General features: G+C 51.9%; 15 protein-coding genes. 8 read left to right on the plus strand and 7 right to left on the minus strand.

The genetic code is table 11. The features are described from left to right. Positions 1-6: 6 nt before the first annotated feature. Complete coding sequence (locus AB1L42_RS18405; protein ID WP_367059409.1) at positions 7-1,416, minus strand: mechanosensitive ion channel family protein; 1,410 nt, start codon at positions 1,414-1,416, stop codon at positions 7-9. 215 nt (positions 1,417-1,631) lie between these two features. Between AB1L42_RS18405 and AB1L42_RS18410 the strand changes: the two genes are divergently transcribed. The 3 genes from AB1L42_RS18410 to AB1L42_RS18420 all read left to right on the plus strand — a co-directional run bounded on the left by AB1L42_RS18410 (position 1,632) and on the right by AB1L42_RS18420 (position 3,595). Next, positions 1,632-2,192 (plus strand): hypothetical protein, encoded by a 561-nt coding sequence (locus AB1L42_RS18410; protein WP_367059412.1) that lies wholly within the window; start codon positions 1,632-1,634, stop codon positions 2,190-2,192. A 71-nt stretch (positions 2,193-2,263) separates the two neighbouring features. Continuing rightward, entirely contained in the window at positions 2,264-2,896 is a 633-nt protein-coding gene (locus AB1L42_RS18415; RefSeq protein WP_367059415.1) for a trimeric intracellular cation channel family protein, read from the plus strand. Positions 2,897-3,190: 294 nt separating this feature from the next. Beyond that, a complete protein-coding gene (locus tag AB1L42_RS18420) occupies positions 3,191-3,595 on the plus strand; it encodes a hypothetical protein (protein ID WP_367059418.1) in 405 nt (134 codons plus the stop codon). Positions 3,596-3,630: 35 nt separating this feature from the next. Here AB1L42_RS18420 and AB1L42_RS18425 read toward each other — a convergent pair whose 3' ends face one another. From AB1L42_RS18425 to AB1L42_RS18450, 6 genes are all read right to left on the minus strand, one after another. Continuing rightward, a complete protein-coding gene (locus AB1L42_RS18425; protein WP_367059421.1) occupies positions 3,631-4,788 on the minus strand; it encodes a glycosyltransferase family 2 protein in 1,158 nt (385 codons plus the stop codon). Between the two features lie 38 nt (positions 4,789-4,826). Beyond that, the gene (locus AB1L42_RS18430; protein WP_367059424.1) at positions 4,827-5,756 is read right to left on the minus strand and encodes a GyrI-like domain-containing protein; all 930 of its coding nucleotides are present in this window, start codon (positions 5,754-5,756) and stop codon (positions 4,827-4,829) included. A gap of 116 nt (positions 5,757-5,872) precedes the next feature. Beyond that, positions 5,873-6,610: a hypothetical protein gene (locus AB1L42_RS18435; RefSeq protein ID WP_367059427.1), complete on the minus strand. Its 738-nt coding sequence runs from the start codon at positions 6,608-6,610 to the stop codon at positions 5,873-5,875. A 125-nt stretch (positions 6,611-6,735) separates the two neighbouring features. Further along, positions 6,736-7,782, minus strand: a complete 1,047-nt coding sequence (locus AB1L42_RS18440) for a methyltransferase domain-containing protein (RefSeq protein ID WP_367059430.1) — start codon at positions 7,780-7,782, stop codon at positions 6,736-6,738. Positions 7,783-7,957: 175 nt separating this feature from the next. Beyond that, positions 7,958-9,109: an N-methyl-L-tryptophan oxidase gene (gene solA / locus AB1L42_RS18445; protein WP_367059433.1), complete on the minus strand. Its 1,152-nt coding sequence runs from the start codon at positions 9,107-9,109 to the stop codon at positions 7,958-7,960. A 102-nt stretch (positions 9,110-9,211) separates the two neighbouring features. After that, positions 9,212-10,453 (minus strand): serine hydrolase domain-containing protein, encoded by a 1,242-nt coding sequence (locus AB1L42_RS18450; RefSeq protein WP_367059436.1) that lies wholly within the window; start codon positions 10,451-10,453, stop codon positions 9,212-9,214. Between the two features lie 656 nt (positions 10,454-11,109). Here AB1L42_RS18450 and AB1L42_RS18455 point away from each other — a divergent pair. The 5 genes from AB1L42_RS18455 to AB1L42_RS18475 all read left to right on the plus strand — a co-directional run bounded on the left by AB1L42_RS18455 (position 11,110) and on the right by AB1L42_RS18475 (position 19,523). Continuing rightward, on the plus strand, positions 11,110-13,083 hold the full coding sequence (locus AB1L42_RS18455; protein WP_367059439.1) for a redoxin domain-containing protein: 1,974 nt from the start codon (positions 11,110-11,112) through the stop codon (positions 13,081-13,083). A gap of 89 nt (positions 13,084-13,172) precedes the next feature. After that, positions 13,173-15,563 carry an efflux RND transporter permease subunit gene (locus AB1L42_RS18460; RefSeq protein WP_367059442.1) on the plus strand — a complete coding sequence of 797 codons (2,391 nt, stop codon included), beginning with the start codon at positions 13,173-13,175 and terminating at the stop codon, positions 15,561-15,563. Between the two features lie 95 nt (positions 15,564-15,658). Then, positions 15,659-17,515 (plus strand): glycerophosphodiester phosphodiesterase, encoded by a 1,857-nt coding sequence (locus AB1L42_RS18465; RefSeq protein ID WP_367059445.1) that lies wholly within the window; start codon positions 15,659-15,661, stop codon positions 17,513-17,515. A gap of 49 nt (positions 17,516-17,564) precedes the next feature. Beyond that, entirely contained in the window at positions 17,565-18,293 is a 729-nt protein-coding gene (locus AB1L42_RS18470) for a hypothetical protein (protein ID WP_367059449.1), read from the plus strand. A 159-nt stretch (positions 18,294-18,452) separates the two neighbouring features. Further along, on the plus strand, positions 18,453-19,523 hold the full coding sequence (locus AB1L42_RS18475; protein ID WP_367059452.1) for an NAD-dependent epimerase/dehydratase family protein: 1,071 nt from the start codon (positions 18,453-18,455) through the stop codon (positions 19,521-19,523). The last annotated feature ends 41 nt before the right edge of the window (positions 19,524-19,564 follow it).

Consider the following 19,564-nt stretch of genomic DNA (forward strand, 5'->3'; position numbering starts at 1 on the left):
TGGCAGCTACTGTTTCTCTTCGGTGTCAAGCAAGTTCGCTCCCTTTTCAGGCGGCGACGATTCTTGCGCCTGCTTCTCGATTTCCTCGATTTCGCTGCTGAAGCCACCTTCAGATTCATTCTGCACGGTTTCCGGTTCAACAGAAGGCAGCGGTTTTGAAGACTTCTGTTCGACCGGATGTCTTGTTTGACGCTGATCGTCAATCATTGTGATCGGAATTCCCTTCGGAAAGATTACTTCTCTCGCTTCGTCCGGCATCGTTAATCCAGCATCAGAAATCGCCCGCTTGGTCAGGCGAATGACCGACGAGCGAACCTTAGCCGCACTGTATTGGCTGCCATCAATCCAGGCGTAAACGCGAAGGTTCACGGTCGATGTGCCAAGCTCTTCCACCAGCACCATTGGTTCTGGATCGTTGAGAATCGCTTCGTGTCCTTCCAGCATCTGCTGAATGACTTCCTGTGCTTTCGAGGCAGAATCGAGATAGTCGATCCCAACCAGAAAGTCGAATCGCCGTTTCGGATTGGCAGTGAAATTCTTGATAACGTTTTTGTAAATCGTGGCATTCGGAATCTGAACGTGATTGCCGTCCAATGTCATCAGCAAAGTGCCTCGAGTGGTGACTCGCTGCACGACTCCTTCGTGACCGCCCACCAGGATCAGATCGCCCAGCGAGAACGGGCGTTGAATGCTGATCAGAATGCTTGCGAGAAAATTCTCCGCGATGTCGCGAAACGCAATTCCGATCACGATACCGATCAAACCCGTTCCGCCGAGCACTGTCATGGCGATTTGCGTCAGCCCGGAGATTCTGAGGATCAGATAGATTCCAAAAAGAAAGACTGGAATTGCCACCGCTCGAGAGATCACATGTCGCAGAAGTGGGCTCGGGAGTCGGTTCTCGAAGAGCGCAAAAGCGATCCGCATCGACATCGTTGCGAAGACCCAGGTCAGCCCGAACAGGAGTAAGCCCAAGAGAAGCAGGGGAGTTGCTTGAATTGCTTCCCGTCCCATTCTCTGAATCTCAATCCAGGCAGGAGTGAAATCCCAGATGCTTTTATGGCTGACGTGAATTTTGTTGACGACAGCCACAACGTCCTGAGTGTTGCGTGCCAGATCACCCGCCCACTTTCGATGTTCTTCAGTCTCTGCTTCTCCGTTCAGAAAAGCCACACCTTCCTTCACGTCGACTTCCGGACGAAGAAACCAATCGGTCGCTCGCAGAATATTCTCCAGCCGCTCTTCAATCATCTGATCGGTGACCGCCGGTTGAACCTCAACGTCGGACGGAGCAGATTTCACCGCTTCAATTTCGGCATCCGTTGCGAATTGGTTGGGGGCATCATCTTGTGCGAGGCTAGTGAGGGCGGTGCAGAAAACCGATCCCAGAATGACCACGAGTATCCGTAACTTCATCACTCGGTCCGTATTGTTCGTTGTCTGTGGAAGCAAGTCGCCGGCGATCGCTGTCGTGATTGGAAATGGTACACTTGGCAATTGTGTCCCATTTCATGCTTCCGGGGCATCCTTCGAATTGAGTCGGATTGATTCACGTTTGAAGCAATTTCGATCATGATGAGTTTGTCATTTGAAGTCAGTTCGTCAACTCTGTCTGCCTGAAGGACATGTCGATGGCGTCGAAAGTCAATTCTCTGCTTGTTGTTGTCGTGGTGATTTGTCTGTCGCTGAGTTGCCGACCAGCGCATGGAGAAAGAGGAGTACGTTCGAGTAGCGCTTCCTGGACGATTGTCTCTGAGGACCCTGTTCCGGGTATTTCTAAAGCGACCGTCGAAGCTGTCACACTTCGAATGGGCGCTCCGGAACCGCTGAAGGTCGTCTTCTGGTGCGCTGATGCATCAGGCAGTTCCATGCGGAGTAGTGCGGACAAGGACTCAGCGGTTTCCGAAGGTGTTTTCTCGCTTCAGGGTGACGAAATCCCGATTCGCTGCGAAACTAAAGACGGACGCACTGCCTCAGTGATGATCGAAGACCACTTACTTCATACTGATCAAGGCACGTTGTTTCTCATCACGAAGGGATCGTCAGAGGTCAAAGTCTTGCAGCTGGATGTCGACGTCATGAGGCTTCCGACTTCGGTCGATGGCTTGCGTGACTATGCGAAGAGCAATGAAAAAATCGTCAATTTCTTCGCTGGCGAAGAGAAAGCCTCGGACGCAAGTAGCACGCAGTGATGAGCTTCAATCCGATACCACCTTGTCCTGCCGAGTTGGAAGCCCGACAGTAACGTCTTTAAAGTGAGTCAATGTATCGAGTCGTCGAATTACTTGCCGTCGTTTCCAGTGCGTTTTACGGAGTTCTGCTGGCCCGTCGTCATCACATGGATTTCGTGGGCGTGTTCTGCCTTGCGTTCGTTGTTGCATTTGGCGGCGGGACACTCCGCGATCTCTTTCTCGATCGACATCCATTGTTTTGGATTCGAGAGGAATATTATCCGATCATTGTCTTCGTGATTGCTTTAATAAGCTCCGTTCTGAAGACCGTTCCCGTTCACCTGGAGCGGTATCTCAGTATTCCCGATGCTTTGGGACTCGGGTTGTTCAGCGTCGTCGGAACGAGTGCTGCGATCGATTACGGAACGTCATGGTTCATTGCATCATTGCTCGGAGTTGTCACCGGGACGTTTGGGGGTGTGATGGGAGACGTCATTTGCAACCGTGTTCCCAGCTTGTTTCGGCCAGCTCCGTTGTTCGCGACTTGTTCGTTCGTGGGAAGTTGGATCTATATCCTGATGCGTTCCGTTGCATCGCTGGAGACTTTCGCTGCCCCAGTGGCGATTGCAGTCATCGTCGCGTTCCGATTGATTTCGATTCGATTTCATCTCTATTTGCCGCATGTTGGTGATGAGGTTTCGGATCTCGGACAGAACGACGGATGACAAGCGAGCGGATCGCATCGCAAGATCTGATTCTCGACGGCTCAGAGAAAAAACGCATTTTTCGAAATTGTCGCGGTCACATTCTTCGTTTCGGGGTTTTATGAGTATTCCCCCCGATTGAGACGAAGACTTCTCCATGAGTCCGCGTTGTCAGTGAGTTTGCTGCTTGCTGCAATTGCAATCCCCAGAGAGACAGGCCTCACTCAGTCATTCGCCGATGCTCGGTTCTCTCGTTTTCTCAGAAGTGTGAAAACAGATGGTGAGCGTCGAAGGACACGCATGGAGATCTGTTCGATGGAGAATCCTGATTCAGCTCACCGCTTTCGCTGTAAGAATGGCCACAATCTGCGGGCAAGCCATCAGAAGAGCGGGCTGGTGATCAACTGTCCCGCTTGCGGTATCCCGGTCAGAGTCCCGCGTCCGCAGCAGAAATCAATGAGTGAAACGGGGGCTCTTCGCCTTTTGAACGAACTCGAGTTGGAAACTCCTGAAACAAAGTCCGAACCGGTTCGATCAACTCCGCCAATGGCCACGAAGCCAGAGAATCCCGCGGAGCGTCCATGTCCTCGCTGTAGCCATCCGGTCACGAAGCAGTTTCGAGTCTGTCCCTCTTGTCAATTAATTCTGGAGTCGACCAAGAGCGGATTTCGGAACGCTTACAAAGCTGCTTTGCGGTCACTCGGGCGTCCCAGAGCCTAATCCGGTTCCAAATATTCTTCGCGTCACGCTTTGAGCTACGAATTCGAAAGCTCGATCGTTCTGCCTCGCCAGTGAACTGCGTTTCTTCTCCAGCGATGAATGAGAGCTGCCGAGAATGTACAGATCACTGGAAACGCAGAGAGCGGGAAGCACAATGCTTTCGCAACTCGCAGCGTGCAGAGTTGTGTTGCGGGAATCAGCAGCAGAGCCTGAATGATGTAAGTCGCCAGACCGGAAGCGATCATGAGCGGACTTTGCTCAACGATCCCAACGATCGCTGTAGCGATGGGAATCCAATACATAAAGATTGGAAGCCACATCGCAAAGAGTGCCATCCAGGCGCGTGGCATCACGCCCAGAATGTTTTTCGTCAGCCCCCAAAATGCATGGTGATTGCTTTTGAAGAGCCGAACATGCAAAAGTTCCGGGGCGAGCCATAACCGAACTCGCAGTCCGTTCTGGCGTACCCGATTTGCAATGGAGACATCGTCGAGCATTTCTGCCTTGATGCAGTCCATTGCTCCAATCTCTTCGAGAGTTTTCTTCCGTGCCAAAATGAATGCACCCGCACCAGCTGCATGTGGAGATGAGTCGCTATTCACATTCTGAAAGAGAAAGTGCACAACACCTGCGATCAGCGCATGAGGCAGCAGCACGTTTTCCCAGAATGAGTGAAAATCAAACCGCGGGCCGAGGCTGAGCATGTCGAGTTGCTCAGCTTGTGCTGACTGAATCGCGGTTGCGAAACACTCCGGTGAATGAACAACATCCGCATCAGTCAGGACGATCCAGTCGTGACTGGCAACGAGCCGGCCCTGTTCCATCGCATTCGCTTTCCCGAGCCAACCCTTTGCGAGTGGTGGATCGTGAATCACGGTCACGCGATCATCTTTGGCAGCATACTCGTCCGCAATCTCTCCGGTTCGATCAGAAGAGTGATCGTTAATAACAATCACTTCTAAAGCCACATTCTTCTGAGCGAGGATGGAATCAAGCCCTTTCGCCAAGTCGAGTTCTTCATCGCGAGCAGGCACGATAACACTGACAGGTCCAAGTTGTTCCTCTGCCAGTTGGATCGGGCGGGCATGTATAGAAAGGTTGCTCCGGCGAACTGTGATCAGATAGGCAACTCCGAGGAAGGTCGAAATACCAGCTGCGACCCACGTACAGACAAGCAACACGGTATCAATCATGTCCGGGTCTTTATCTCAAAGTGCAATTCAAGCTCTGATCACTTAAGTGGCAAATAGATGTCTGTGCGAAGTTCAGAAGAGTCTGTGTTGCACGGATCATTCAAGTAAATCTCATAGCCGCCGCATTTGTTTTGTTTGAGCTTTTTATAACGCGCAAACTGATGTGCCGCACTCCACGCGTTTCCGAGATGTCGATAGGCACCCTGATGTTCAACCGCCAATGCTTTGCAGGGAGGAAGTACCCAATTGGACATCCCTTCCGGGAGTCTCGCGGAGTTGGAAACCACAAATCCGCTGGTGTAGTCGAAAGTGCGTCGTTTCATGTCCATTTCATGGTAGACGGACAGCGGACCGCTGACGATTGGAATGCTGCTTTCCTCAAGACGCTGTTTCGATTCGGAAATCGCCTCTTCCATTGACGGCCCGACATCACTGAATGAGCACTTGTTTCGGATACCAAACATGGTGAGTGGCCCAACGGACTCAATTCCGCGAATGTTCGTTTGCGATTCGACGGTGCCTGTCTCGATCCACTCTTTGAGCATCATCAGGCCCCGCTCATAATCCATCCCAATGTACAACTCTAAACTCGACTTCATCCAGAACAGGAACCATGGCAGGTTGCCCAGCATTTGCCACGTGACTTCAGTGCCTTCCTGAACGGGAGTCAGCAGAAACCGAACTTCGGAGACCGACTTGAAAGGTTTGATGAATCGAATCTCGTCTTCGATCAGTTCTCCCGGTTCAAGGTTGAGGTGTTCGAGTTCACCAGCCCCCACAATCTCGCCACTCCAGGCATATGTCGAGCCAACACTTTTCGAGTCATCAGAGACGGTGACTCTCGCACTCGGCTCAGCACACAGCCACGGAGACCAAATCGTCCAGTTCGAATAGTCAACGACCTTGTCGTACACCTCGTCGGGTGGAGCTTTAATCTGGATCGAACGACTGACTTGATAGCTTGGCATGATTGGCCTCGTTGAAGAAATGAGCGGAAATCAACAAACAGAAGAAGACCCAGCAATCAGACCGCACTCAAAGAGAATATGAACCGGACGGGCTCGCCCGGTTCTGAAGTAAAACGTTACGACTCATCTCCTGGCCCGTCGTCGTCGTCGGATTCAGGCTCAGTTGCAGGAACTTTTTGATCCTCAACCTTCGCAGAATCCGAAGTATTTGTTTTTGGCTGCTGACGAATCATCACCCCAGCAGTGAATAGAATTGGAAGTGCCAGCCAAAGCGCACGGTTCGCAGATCCGTCTGGAGGGAATTTGTCCGACTGAAGAAGTGGAAAGATAATGGCAGCCAATAACGGATACATCCCCGCTCCAATCGCTGCAACGATTACCAAAGAGATTGCCGAAGTGATCGACATCGCCCGGGAGATAATCAGCGCGAGTGCAAGGGCGATCGCGACGGGCACGAAGAATGCTCCATGAATCGAAATCGCTTCGATGAATTGGTCTTGTTCGTGGACGCGAAAATAATGCAGCAGGTAGGTCGACGCATATCCTCCGACCGCTCCGCCAACTCCTCCCAGGATGAATCCTGAGAGCGTGGCAACGGGAATTCCTCGCTTCGCCAATAGGCTGCCGCCGAGAGCAAGACACCCGGCGAATACCGCCCCAATAATTCCCCCCATGATCGCATGATGTTTGCGAGCGTTCTCATTCTTGACCGTTTCAAGCTGCGCCGACTGTTCTGTGGTCATCGCATTCGCATCGAGTTGTAGCTCTTTCGGAATTTCAAATGGACTTTGATACTCCGTGGCAGCTACTCCAATGACAATCGCAATCAGCGCAAGTGGAAGGATCTTGAGCACGTGAAATTCCTTGTTGTCGATGAATCTAATTAACTAATACAACGTAATTTGGTATGCGGAAATAAAAGCCACAGTTGCAATCAGCGCTCCATGTGACGAATTGATTGTCGTCAGTCTCCAAGTTCTCACTCGGCTGCTTCAAAGCCATTCTTGTTCAGCTCGACGAATCCCTGTTTGAGTCCCCGAGCGTCGTAGCCAAGATTTCTCAATAGATGCGCTGCAGAGACAGAGCGAATCCCCCGCGCACAATGTGTGTAGATGATCTGGTCTTTGGGGAGGTCGAGTTCTTCGACGGTCCCGCGTAGTTCTCGTGTCTGCAAATCACTCAACGGGAACAGCTGGGCCTGGCTGAGGTGACCAGCATCCCACTCTCTTTGTTCACGGACGTCGAGGAGAATGGCGGTTTTGCTATCAAGAAGGCTTTTGACTGTCGCCAGTGAGTCTGTGGTTTGACCGACGTCATTCGTCTTCTCAGATTTGCGAAACGTCATGAAGTACGAGGTGTCAAGGAAATCCACTTCGGACTCGACTTCGAAGCCTGCGTTTTCGATCTCTGCCACAAAAACATCCTGCCCAGCCCGGACATGGTTCATGATCCAGTCAGAGCTTTCACCCTCTTCGCGGTGAAACTCGACCAGAACGACTCTTCCTTCCGGTTTCAATGCCCGATAGATCGATCGCATCGTCTTGTACGGAAACTCAAAGTGATGGTAGGTATCGCAGATGAAAGCGACGTCGATAGAGTTTGGCTGCAACTCGACCGAGTCGGGTTTACAGACCTGCCCACGAACCTGATTCAGGCCGGCAGTTCGCGCTGAGGAGACGGTGTGGTCAACGAACTCTTTAGCGATGTCGACAGCGATGACCGTTCCGGTTGGCCCTGTCTTTTCAGCGAGCAAATGTGTGAAGAGTCCGGTTCCTGCTCCAACGTCTGCAATTGTTTCGCCAGCTGTGATGTTGGCTTCCTCGATGATTCTCTGGCGATGGTCGTAGACCTCGCGGCCCTCTTTCTCGAATCGTTCGACGAAGTCTTTAACATCCGGCGTATCGAAAGAATCGTTGATGCCCGGATTGATGCTTGATTCTTGTCCGAACAGGCTTTGTCCTGATCCAGCAATGATCAGAGTCAGAGTGGAACACAAAACAAATTTGGAAATCGAGTGAAGACTCATGGGGGTAACGTTCTTTCGGTCGATCGTGATGTCTGAGGGAAGTCGTTGTGCCCTTTAGAACTGTTGCAGCAGCAAGTCGTTGTATCAACGCATTATGCAAGAGAGTGAATCCGTTCGACAAGCGACGCAGTTGTTCGGCACTCGACATTGGGAAGTCACCGTCTGCTCGTGCACATCAGAGATTTGTTTCAGTGAATCGCTTCAGAGACAGGAAGGAAATTGGTTGATCTGTTTCGCGAGAATCAACCAGGTCAGCGAGAGCCTTGCCGATCACGTTGACGAATTTGAAACCATGACCGCTCAGCCCCGCCGCAAAAAAGACATTCTTATGTTGAGGATGTTCGTCAACGATGAAGTGTCGATCAGGCGTCAATGTATAGAGGCAGGGGCTGAAGCTTTCACTTTGTGGTTCGAGATCAGGCATGATTTCGCCCAGAAATCGTTCCAGTGGGGCGAGTTCAGACTCCGTGATTTCAGGAGCGTCGTCAGATGGATCGCTAACGTGTTGACCGCCAGTGTGCTCACACACTTTCACGGTCTCGCCATCCAATGACGGGAAGCCGTAAAACTCGCCGTAGGGCATGGTGTAGTGAAAGATAGAACTCCCCATGCTCAGGTCATAAGAATCGGTCCGTACTGGAAACCAGACCATGAACTTTCGAAGGACTTCCAGCGACGGGAATCCCGGCGTTTCATTTAAGAGTTGATTGCTCCAGGCCCCCGAAGCAATCACAACGCTTTTCGCGTGAAAGGTTTTTTCTCCGACAAAAACCTTGGCAGACTCTCCGTCGGATTCCCAGTGGGTGACTGGAGACTCCCATTTGAATTGAACGCCCTTGCTTTGAGCGAGTTCGATGAAAGCCTCGACACATTCTTCCACATCGAGAAATCCGGCGGTCGGCTCGTAGACGACTTCGTAGTCCTCAGGCAGAACGAATCCCGGAAAACGATCCTGAAACTCTTCGGCAGGAACATCTTCCAATTCGATTCCATGAAGATTCGAAGCGGCTCGCGCCCCTTCTATAGTCTCGGCATTGGGCAGCCCAGCCAGCATTAACCCACAAGCGGAGAGCAAAGTTCTTCCGGAACGATCTTCAATCCGCTGCCACAGCTTATAGGCATTTTGAGCCAGCGGGACGTATTCGGGATGCTCGTGATAGGCCGTTCGGATGACGCGGGTTTCACCATGGGAACTTCCGCGTTCATGTCCTCTCGGAAACTGTTCGATGACAAGAACGTTCAGTTTCTTCAGAGCGGCAAAATAGGCGGCACTGCTGCCGACGCCACCACCCCCAATGATAATGAGGTCGAATTGTTGTTCAGTCATGACCCGCTGGTCTTTCGCCTGATTAGAAATCGGCGACTATGACAACAAAGCCTCTGACGTTCAAGACGCCGCGTTGAGTCAACAAGATCGAAACGGAACGAGTCAGTCGACTTTATCAGGCAGCGCAGCTGCTGCGACCGTTGAGATTCGACCGATGAGGTTGTTGACCGAACCGGAGCCGTCAGGATGAACGCGGTTGCTTAGAAAGATGACTGCAAGCTCGAGGTCGGGATCGATCCAGATTCCCGTTCCTGTGAAACCTCCATGTCCAATTGCCGAATCGCTGAGCAGATCTCCTTTGTTGGATGAGTAGGGAGATTGCTTATCCCATCCGAGCGAACGAACCCCGCGCGGGACATCAACACTGTTCGTCATGTGTTGAATCGAAGCTGGTGTGAAGAGTTGAACATCTTCGAGTTCGCCATCATTGAGAATCATGGCTGCGAATCTTGAGAGATCCTGAGCTGTCGAGAAGAGACCAGCATGTCCAGCGACGCCATCCATTTCGTACGCACGCGGATCATGGACTTCACCACGCATCCAGTGATCGCCGCGTTTCTGTGTTGTCGCCGCTCGTTCTCGAAGTGCCGGAGCTGGCAGATAGCCTGTCTCGGACATCTTGAGTGGCCCGAAAATTTCGGCTTGGCAGAACTCATCGAGTCGCTGGCCCGAGACCTTTTCCACGATTCGACCGAGGACGATGAAGCCAACATCGCTGTACATGAATTTCTCTCCCGGTTGAGCAGAGAGCGACAGTTGGTTGATCTTCTCGTAAGCCTCATCTCGACCAGATTGATAGTCAGAGAGAGCATTGTCCGGGATGAGTCCACTCGTGTGTGTCAGTAGCTGTTCGATTGTGATCGTTTCTTTTCCGCTCCCCTGAAAATCGGGAAGGTAGTGATGCGCGGTTTCGTGAACGTCAATGTCGCCTCGCTGCGCGAGAAGATGAATACTCGAAGCGGTCGCGATTGGTTTCGTCAGAGATGCCAGATCGAAAACCGTGTCGACCTGCATCGGAATGACTTCCGGTTCGATCTGTAGATTCCCATAAGCTTTCTCAAAGACTGTCTTGCCCTTGAACTGGATCAACACGACACAACCCGGAAACTGATCACGTTGCAGCCCTTCGTCCACGATTCGATCGATTCGATTCAGACGCTCTTGGTTGATAGCTGGGGCAGTTTCATCCGCGGCTGCATGAAATGAACTGATAGAGAGGAAGATGCCCAGCAGTGGCAGGAGTCGGCCCTTCAAATTTCCTCGGGCGAAGAGTTCTGTTTTCATTGTGTCGCAGGCTTTCGAGAGGATGGAGTTTGAGTATTTGAATTTGATCGAGTTGATCATTCAGAAACTCTGTGGACAGCTAGAGTATCTTCATTTCCTCTCTGCTTCGACACGACCTCGAAAAATGGTGATCTTCGGTCATCGGAATGATCACTTCAGCGGAGAAGAAGATTGCTCAAAATGCGAAAGAGCAGAGCGTTAAAATTTGAGAGGCATCTTCCGGTGAGAAGATAAATCCGGAATTGATCGTGGGTCTGACGAAGCGGTACAGACCAAGCAGTAGGTAGAAAAAAAGTGAGTCCCACCGATTCGGGCCAAATCAAGGTGGGACTCTCCAAATGAAGGCAGCGGGCCAGAGGCCTTCACTTGGTGTGCCGAATTCTAGATCTGAGGATCGGAAATTCAACCTCGTTCTTCGAGTTTTTTTGTGAATAATTTGTCAATCAGGCGTTTTCTGTGTCGTGTTTTGGCTCAAAGGCATCACGTATCCCATCAGTTTGATGAGTATTACCAGAGGCTGACCTGCATTTCGTCCCACCGCGAAACACTGAGAAATCGAATGATTTGCGCAGTGTTTCTGCCTCCAAGCGTCTCGATTCGAAGACTTCCTGCTTGATCACCGTGAAATTTGCGAAAGTTTGACGGTCGTGTATACAATCTCAATCTGATGGGATCGCAAATTGTTCAGGATGCAACGAGTTAAAGGACTTCAGAGTATGGCACGGCACTCCGGAAGCTTTCTACTGGTGATAATGCTGTCTCAGGCACTCTGGGCGGAAGAACCGCCGTCCGCGTCACTGCATGACCTCTCTCTCCCAGGAGTGAATGGGAAACTCGTTTCCGTGTTGGGCGAAGAATCTGATTCAGTCTCAGTCGTCTGCTTTCTCGGGAGTGAGTGTCCGTTGGCCAGACTTTACGGACCGAGACTCGACGCACTTTCTGAGAAGTGGAAGTCGAAAGGTGTTCGCTTCATCGGGATCAACAGCAACTCTCAAGACTCGATCGAAGATCTACGCATCTACTTGAATCGAACAGGAATTGAGTTTCCAGTTTTGAAGGATCGACTTGGAACCGCTGCCGACCTCTTCGGAGCAACTCGAACACCGGAAGTTTTCGTTGTCGATTCGCTGGGAGTCATCCGCTACCAGGGGAGAATTGATGATCAGTATCAGCCGGGTCTGAGCCGGTCAGAACCTGAACGAGAAGACTTGAAGGTCGCGATTGAGCAGCTGATGTCAGGTCAAAAGATCGCTGTGGCTCGCACAGAACCGGTGGGTTGTCTGATCGGACGTATTCGAGATGCTGAAGAATCTACGTCGCTGACGTATGCGAAGGAAATCTCACGAATCCTCCAAAACCGCTGTGTTGAATGCCATCGCGAAGGAGAAATCGGACCGTTCGCTCTCACTGACTTTGAAGAAGTTCAGGGTTGGGGAGAAATGCTTCTGGAGGTGATCGATCAGAAACGCATGCCACCTTGGCACGCCAATCCGGATCACGGAGAATTCCTGAACGCCCGCTCAATGCCGCAAGATGAAATTGAACAACTGCGGGAGTGGGTCCGAGGGGGAATGCCATTCGGTGACGAAAAAGACCTTCCGCCGCCAGTTCCACCCGCTGAAAAGTGGCAACTGAAGCGAGAACCTGATCTCGTCTTGGATATGCATTCGAGACCCTTTAACGTGCCAGCTGAAGGGACCGTCGAGTATCAGTATTTCGTTGTCGATCCACAATTTGAAGAAGACCAGTGGATCGTCGGTGCTCAAGTTGTGCCCGGCAATCGTTCAGTCGTACATCACTGTCTCGTTTTTATTCGTCCACCCGACGGAGAGGACTTTCGAAGAGTTCGCTGGCTAACCGGATTCGTTCCCGGCCAGTTGCCCGTTGATCTTCCAGAGAACTACGGCATCTTCGTTCCGGCGGGATCACGTTTCGTTTTCCAGATGCACTACACGCCCACAGGAGCTCAGGAAGAGGATCTATCTCAGCTCGCCCTTCTCTTGGCGAATGATGAAGACGTGACCCATGAAGTTGCGACATTGATTGGGATCAACAGAGACTTTGAAATCCCTCCGAACGTGTCATCTTTCGCTGTTGATGGAGATGTGACCTACCTTCCCGATTCAGGGAAGCTGATCGGAATCGCTCCGCACATGCATGTTCGTGGCAAAGCGTTCTCCGTTGACGTCGTTCGGGATGGAGAGCGAGACACAGTCCTCGACGTGCCGCATTACGATTTCAACTGGCAGCACTTCTATCAATTTGTCGAACCCTTGCCGCTGGCTGAATTGAAGGGGATTGAGTTCCGATCCGTCTTTGACAATTCCGAAAAGAACCCCGTCAATCCGGACCCGGAACAGTACGTCACCTGGGGTGATCAAACCTGGGAAGAAATGGCTCTAGCCTTCTTCACAGTGGCGATCCCCAGAGATCAAAACGTCCGCTATCGAAATACTTCGGCTGATTCCGTTGTTTCCGTTTCTGAATCAGAACGTGAGGAACAAGCCACCAAGTTTGTTGACCAATTCTTCGGACGATTCGACCGAAACAAAGATGGCAAGATCGTGCGCTCCGAATTGCCGATCGCCATGGATCGATACGGGTTCCGCGAACTGGATCGCAATCGCGATGGATTCATTGATCCGACCGAAGTTCGACACCGGGCAGATGCCGAGTTTCGACGCCGCTAATCCTTCTAAAAGCTGACTCGAATAACATCCTCACGCTCTGAGTTCGCTTGCACTGCGAAATCAGTCTCACTCACATAGATTGTCCTGCTGTGTCAGTAAAATTTCAGAAAGCTTTCGGCTGGACTGTCGACCGGCGAGGAATTGTTTGGGCGCTGCTGTTCTGTCTGACAGCCGTTTCCGCGCTCGGTTATGTCGCACCTGATATGGTTTGGAAACTCTTCGAACCCGCACCCGCTGTGGTGAACGAGACGAGTACGACCCAACAAACGGCTCCCAGGCAAGCTGCTCCCGACGTTGAGGTTGTCAGTCTCACCGATTCCGAAGTCATTCTGGTCATCGATTCCAGCCAGTTCTTCACTGTTGAAGGCTCACAGGCTTTGAAAGCCTGTGTGAGCGCTCTCGAAGAACTTGATTACGTCGAAAGCGTCCTATGGATCGATGAAGTCCCCCCTCTCAATATCTTTGGGCTTCGAGAATCATTCTTTCCGGGAGTCCATGCTTCAGAGCGGCAATTCGAACAGGCCCGAGAAATCGCTCTGGCTCATCCACTTGTCGGGGGGCAGTTGCTGTCTCGCGACGGTGAAACGACTCTCCTGATGGTGCAACTCAATTGGTTCTTTGTCGAAAGTGACGAAGCTGTCACCGACGGTTTGCGTCGAGCGGTGAAGTCAACGCTCAAGAACTTCCCGACGAATGATTTCGAGGTTTTGGTCACGGGACCTGTCCCGATGTACCTGACCTTCATCACCTCACAGGAGGCGAATCGTTTCAAGTACCAGATCATCGGCTACGGGATGGTTCTTCTGATGGCGGTCATCCTCTTCCGAGGATTCCGGGCTGTCATGATCGTCGCGATCGCTCCGACTCTGGGAGTCTTCTGGACGATCGGGCTAGTGAGCTATTTTGAACTGCAAGACAATCCATTTATCGACATTGTCTTGCCCATTTTGTTGAGTATGGTCGGGCTGACCGATGGTGTTCACTTGATGGTCGAAATCCGGCGTCAGCGCGCATCGGGCTTGTCAGAAAAAGAGGCAGCCAAGCGGGGTATCCAGAAAGTCGGCCTGGCCTGTCTTCTCACATCTCTGACCACAGCGATCGGTTTTGGCTCGCTCTCAATGGCTCATCATCAAGTGATCCGAGAGTTTGGATGGGCTTGCGTGCTGGGAGTGATCGTCACGTTCATCGCGGTGATTACATCAATTCCACTGGCCTGCTCGACATGGCTCGGGAGATCGATTCATCACGGCCATGAGCGGGGGCTCATCGATCGAAATCTGAGCCGAATCAGTGTGATTATCGATTTCGTTCTTGGACATGCGCGAGTCGTGGGCATCCTTGGAATTGTGATCACCTTCGCCTTCACTGCGATCTCTCTGACGCTTCGCCCCGATGATCGACGCACAACCGGTTTGCCGATGAAATCCGAAGCAGCCCGGGCGATTGATCACATGGATCAAGCATTCGGAGGGCTCGAGCTCGGATTCGTCGAAGTCACGTGGGACCCGGAGGTTCCATCAGACTCCGCCGAAGTCTTGAAAGTGGTCACTGAAGTTGATGACGCGTTACGCGAAGAACCGCTGCTTGGAAGTCCGCTGTCCATCCGTTCTTTCATTGATGCGCTCCCTGGAGACGGAGACTTCGAAGAGCGAATGCCGCTTTTGGAACTGCTTCCTCCTCCGTTGAAGCGTTCCTACTACTCTCCGGAGAAAAGATCAGCCCGAATTCAGTTTCGCGTTCAGGATTTGGGAATCGCCAAATACGCACCGGTGTTCGAACGGGTTCGAGAAGAGTGCGCAGCGATCACACGAGATCATCCCGGATTTGAGGTCAGACTGGGTGGCGAACCGGTCCGCCGCTGGGAGAGCCTCTTTCAAATCGTGATGGACCTCGTTTACAGCCTCGGCAGTGCCAGCCTCATCATCTTCGTCGTCTTGAGTCTTGCTTACCGTTCGCTTCGTCTCGGTTTGATTTCGATCATTCCGAATGTCTTCCCGCTGGCCGTCACCGGAGTCTATCTGGTGGTGACAGGTCAAACCCTCGAGATCGTCAGTGTATGCGCCTTTACGGTTTGTCTGGGGATCGCAGTGGACGACACGATTCACTTTCTGACGCGTTACGAAGAAGAACGCGCTGAGCTTCAGGCCAGGGGAGGAGGATCAGAACGTGAAGCAATTCGACGCGCGTTCATCGGAACGGGAACAGCGCTCATCATGACGACTGCGGTTCTAGTTGTCGGTTTTGCGACGGTCATGTTCAGCGATATGCGAGATCAGCGAATTTTCGCCAGCATGGCCGGGCTCACGATTTCCGCAGCACTCTTTGGCGATCTTGTTTTTCTCCCCGCACTTCTATCATTCTTCGGGGAAAGCGACAGTCGTTCAGATGATTCCACCGATCCGCAGCTTGACCCTCGAAGCGCCGAGTCATCGGAGGAGGACTCTTCTGATTCCATGATTTCTGCGACACTCGATCGGTAAGTGAACGGCTTCGGTTGATGTCAGTTGATTGCTAAACTCTAAAGCGACAATCTTCCTTCTGACCGCCCGCATCTTTTTGGCTCAGAAAGCAAACGATGAATTCAGTCGCCAGCCGCATTTTCAAAGAGTGGACTCAAACTGGCTGGGGAATGGTCGTTGTCGGTGTTCTGTTTCGGCTGATCTCGTTTGTCGTTCTCGCTCCCTTACCCGGACTTGTCTTGAGGACAGTCCTCACATTCTCCGGGCAATCGGCCGTCGCCGATATGGATATCGTCTCGTTCGTGCTGCATCCGCTGGGAATGATCGGCATGATCACTGTCGCAGCTGTCTTCTTGTGCGTCCTCGCCTTGGAGCAGGCGACCTTCATCGTGATGGCCATGTCTGGACGAAAGGTAACAACTGGTGACTTGCTGACGTGTCTGCACATTAGCTTCTTGAAAGCACCGAATGTTCTACGACTGACTCTACAGATCGTAGTTCGCGTGCTGATGATCGCAGTTCCGTTTCTCGCCGCGGGAGGTCTGATTTTCTGGCTGATGTTGACCGACGTCGATATCAACTTTTATCTGCAGAACCGACCACCCAAATTTCTTGTTGCAGCTTCGATGATTGGAGTCGTGCTGGCTGTCATGTGTTGGAGACTCCTTCCCCGAGTCGCGGGATGGTTCGTTGCACTCCCGATCTTGATGATGGAAAAAGAAGGCCCGTGGGGTGCGATACGCGTCAGCGAACAACGAACGATGGGGCATCGAAAAAACATCGGAATTGGTTTCGTCGCCTGGATCGGAATCTCATTGTTGCTGTCGATGGTCCTTTCGGCAGCCACGGTCTTCATTGCTCGCAGCGTCGTTCCGCCATTCACAGGTTCCGTGACCATTCTCATCACCGTCCTCGGGGCTCTTCTGATTATCTACAGCTTGGCATCGCTCGCTATCAGTTTGACTCAGTCAATTTTGTTCTCACTGCTGATGACAGACTTCTATCGACAGACACTCCCGGAGGAGAAAGCCGTACCTGTTTCGGTAAAAGACATTCCGCAAGCTGAGTCAAAGTTCTGGTCGCAATTGACCTGGCCACGACTGGCTTCTGGAGTTGTGATTCTCGCATTGTTCTCTGGGTTGATTGGCGTTTGGCTGGTCGATGGAGTCCGTCCGGTCGACGATGTTTTGATCATTGCTCATCGTGGAGCATCTGGATCAGCTCCGGAAAATACTCTCTCTTCGGTGCGAAGGGCATTGGACGAAAATGCTGACCAGGTAGAAATTGACGTTCAAGAAACGGCGGACGGAGAGGTCGTCGTCTTTCATGATTCAGACTTCATGAAAGTCAGTCGAGTCAATTTGAAGATTTGGGACGCCACGTTGGAAAAGCTCTCACAGATCGATATCGGCAGTCATTTCTCCTCAGACTTCGATCAAGAGCGAGTTCCAACTCTCAAAGAAGTCCTCGAGGTCTGCTCCGGGCATGCCGTGGTGAACATAGAACTGAAATACTATGGCCACGATCAGGACTTGGAGCGAAAGGTGGTCCAGATCGTCGAAGAGACCGGGATGACAGACAGCGTTGTACTGATGTCCCTGAAGCTGGACGCGGTCAAGAAAATGAAGAAACTTCGGCCCGATTGGACGGTGGGATTGCTCACTGCGACTGCGATCGGAGATTTGACAAAGCTGGAAGCGGACTTTCTGGCTGTCAATTCGAGTTTGATCAGCCATGCATTTGTAGACCGTGCTCACGATCGCGGAAAGGATGTTTACTGTTGGACGGTGAACGATTCGATTCAGATGTCTCTGATGATGTCGCAAGGAGTCGACGGGATCATCACTGACTTTCCGGGGCTGGCTCGGAGAGTGATTCAACAAAGAATGGAACTCAACACCGTCGAACGCCTACTGCTGGAGTTGGCCTACAACTTCGGAGTGATCACTTCCGCACCGGGGCCAGAACAATAATCTCTGTCGTGGATTTCAATCGCTTCTGAGCAACGAGTCGCAACCAACGATGTATGCAATTTGTCGCAGCTACAATAATCCGAAGATCGTTGGACTCCTAGAAAGTCTTCGAAGTCTGCCCGAGATCAACGGACTGATTGTCCCCGTCAATTCAGATCGAGACGGAGCCCCTTCCGGGACAAGCGGCTTCTCCACTAGAGCTTACCTGCAAGAGACTTCTGGTTTCGAGAACCTAAAGTGCTTGCCGATTCCAGATCAAGATTACGGTTGGTCAAAAGCACTCAATGTTGCCCTCGCACATGTTCCGCCGCGTGAGACGTATGTTCTGATCATTTCCACGGAAATTCGTCTCACTTCCGTCCAATTTACCGGGATGTGCGCAGCGGCCGCTCCTCCTTCTGCAAGTTGTGGATACGTATTGTTTCAAGACCGCGAGGAGACATGCTTCCAGTTTCCCAGGAACACCTGCCTCGTCTGGAAACTCTCTCTTTTGAAATCAATCGTGAAGAATGGGATCATTTTCGATGAGTTGCTCGACTCCCGAAGCGGAATGGAAGACGTTGAACTTGCGCTGCGATTGATGGAACAGTCGGACGTCGTCCCGATGCTGGGAGCGAGGGACGTTCGTCTCGAAGCCAGAACGACAGCTTCTGAGTTCGCCAGAAAAGTGGCAGCCGAAAACCAGGCCATCGAAGAGATTTTCGAGAGATTCCCAGCTGAGACTGTCGAGCGGTTTCGACATCACATCCGAGCGGAAAACCAAAAACGGTTGATGTGATGACGTCGCGAAGAATGAAGCTGAATTCGAAATCATCGTCACCGTGCAGTGGGCGCAATCTAAACTCACAAAGTGAGTGTCCGCTCAGAGCAACGATGACAATGCTCAATTGATCCACTACGATTCCAACAACCAGAGTTACCTGAAGAGAAAGGTCGGTTGAGGTTGATTGCAGTTGTCACTGGAGCGGCGGGGCTCATTGGAGCCGAAGCGTGCCGCCAGTTTTCGAAAGTGGGGTTTCAGATCGTGGGGATCGACAACGATCTACGCGCTCACTTCTTCGGGCCGAATTCTTCGACAAGTCCGCAAATGTCGGTTCTGAAAGAACAGATCCCAGAACTCGTCCATCACCCGGTCGATATTCGCGACCGCGAGAAAGTAGACTCAGTCTTTTCGGATTACTCTTCGGACATCTCCGTGGTGATTCACACTGCCGGTCAGCCTTCGCACGACTGGGCAGCGAGTGACCCGTTCACAGACTTTAATGTGAACGCGGTTGGGACGCTCAATCTCTTGGAAGCGACTCGTGCGTCGTGTCCGGACGCGGCTTTTCTGTTTACTTCGACGAACAAAGTTTACGGCGACCGACCGAATGAGTTGCCTCTCGTTGAAGAAGAAACGCGTTGGGAACTCGATTCGAGCCATCCGTTCTTCGAGTATGGGATCGATGAATCGATGCCGATTGACCAAACGACTCACTCGCTGTTCGGATGCTCAAAAACTGCGGCAGACTTACTCGTTCAGGAATACGGACGCTACTTCGGAATGAAGACCGCAGCGTTCCGCGGGGGATGCCTGACAGGGCCCGGACATTCGGGAGCGCAACTGCATGGATTCTTGTCTTACCTGACCAAGTGTGCGGTCCAGCGAATTCCCTATCGCATTTTCGGGTATCGGGGAAAACAAGTCCGAGACAATATTCACGCTCACGATTTCGTCCGCATGCTCTTGTGTTGTGCACGCGATCCGGTGCAGGGAGAAGTCTTCAATGCGGGCGGCGGGCGTTTTAGCAATTGTTCGATTTTGGAAGCAATCAGCATCATCGAGTCACTCAGGGGAGAACGCATGGTCATTGATTTTGACGAGACCCCCAGACGCGGCGATCATCAATGGTATCTCAGCGATACCCGCAAGTTTTCTCATCGGTATCCCGACTGGTCGATGACACTCAATTTACAAACGATTCTCGAAGAACTCATTCGAGCCCACGAAACGGCAGCCCGAACCTGATCAAACTCTCGAATTCTTGAGTCCAGACAGCAGCTGCTGAG

It is taken from the genome of Thalassoglobus sp. JC818 (assembly GCF_040717535.1).
Classification (GTDB): Bacteria; Planctomycetota; Planctomycetia; order Planctomycetales; family Planctomycetaceae; genus Thalassoglobus.

Bases quoted from the DNA above. Each gene is read 5' to 3' on its own strand.
- AB1L42_RS18405 (WP_367059409.1), bottom strand. From the start codon at position 1,416: ATGAAGTTACGGATACTCGTGGTCATTCTGGGATCGGTTTTCTGCACC.
- AB1L42_RS18410 (WP_367059412.1), top strand. From the start codon at position 1,632: ATGGCGTCGAAAGTCAATTCTCTGCTTGTTGTTGTCGTGGTGATTTGT.
- AB1L42_RS18415 (WP_367059415.1), top strand. From the start codon at position 2,264: ATGTATCGAGTCGTCGAATTACTTGCCGTCGTTTCCAGTGCGTTTTAC.
- AB1L42_RS18420 (WP_367059418.1), top strand. From the start codon at position 3,191: ATGGAGAATCCTGATTCAGCTCACCGCTTTCGCTGTAAGAATGGCCAC.
- AB1L42_RS18425 (WP_367059421.1), bottom strand. From the start codon at position 4,788: ATGATTGATACCGTGTTGCTTGTCTGTACGTGGGTCGCAGCTGGTATT.
- AB1L42_RS18430 (WP_367059424.1), bottom strand. From the start codon at position 5,756: ATGCCAAGCTATCAAGTCAGTCGTTCGATCCAGATTAAAGCTCCACCC.
- AB1L42_RS18440 (WP_367059430.1), bottom strand. From the start codon at position 7,782: ATGAGTCTTCACTCGATTTCCAAATTTGTTTTGTGTTCCACTCTGACT.
- solA (WP_367059433.1), bottom strand. From the start codon at position 9,109: ATGACTGAACAACAATTCGACCTCATTATCATTGGGGGTGGTGGCGTC.
- AB1L42_RS18450 (WP_367059436.1), bottom strand. From the start codon at position 10,453: ATGATCAACTCGATCAAATTCAAATACTCAAACTCCATCCTCTCGAAA.
- AB1L42_RS18455 (WP_367059439.1), top strand. From the start codon at position 11,110: ATGGCACGGCACTCCGGAAGCTTTCTACTGGTGATAATGCTGTCTCAG.
- AB1L42_RS18465 (WP_367059445.1), top strand. From the start codon at position 15,659: ATGAATTCAGTCGCCAGCCGCATTTTCAAAGAGTGGACTCAAACTGGC.
- AB1L42_RS18470 (WP_367059449.1), top strand. From the start codon at position 17,565: ATGTATGCAATTTGTCGCAGCTACAATAATCCGAAGATCGTTGGACTC.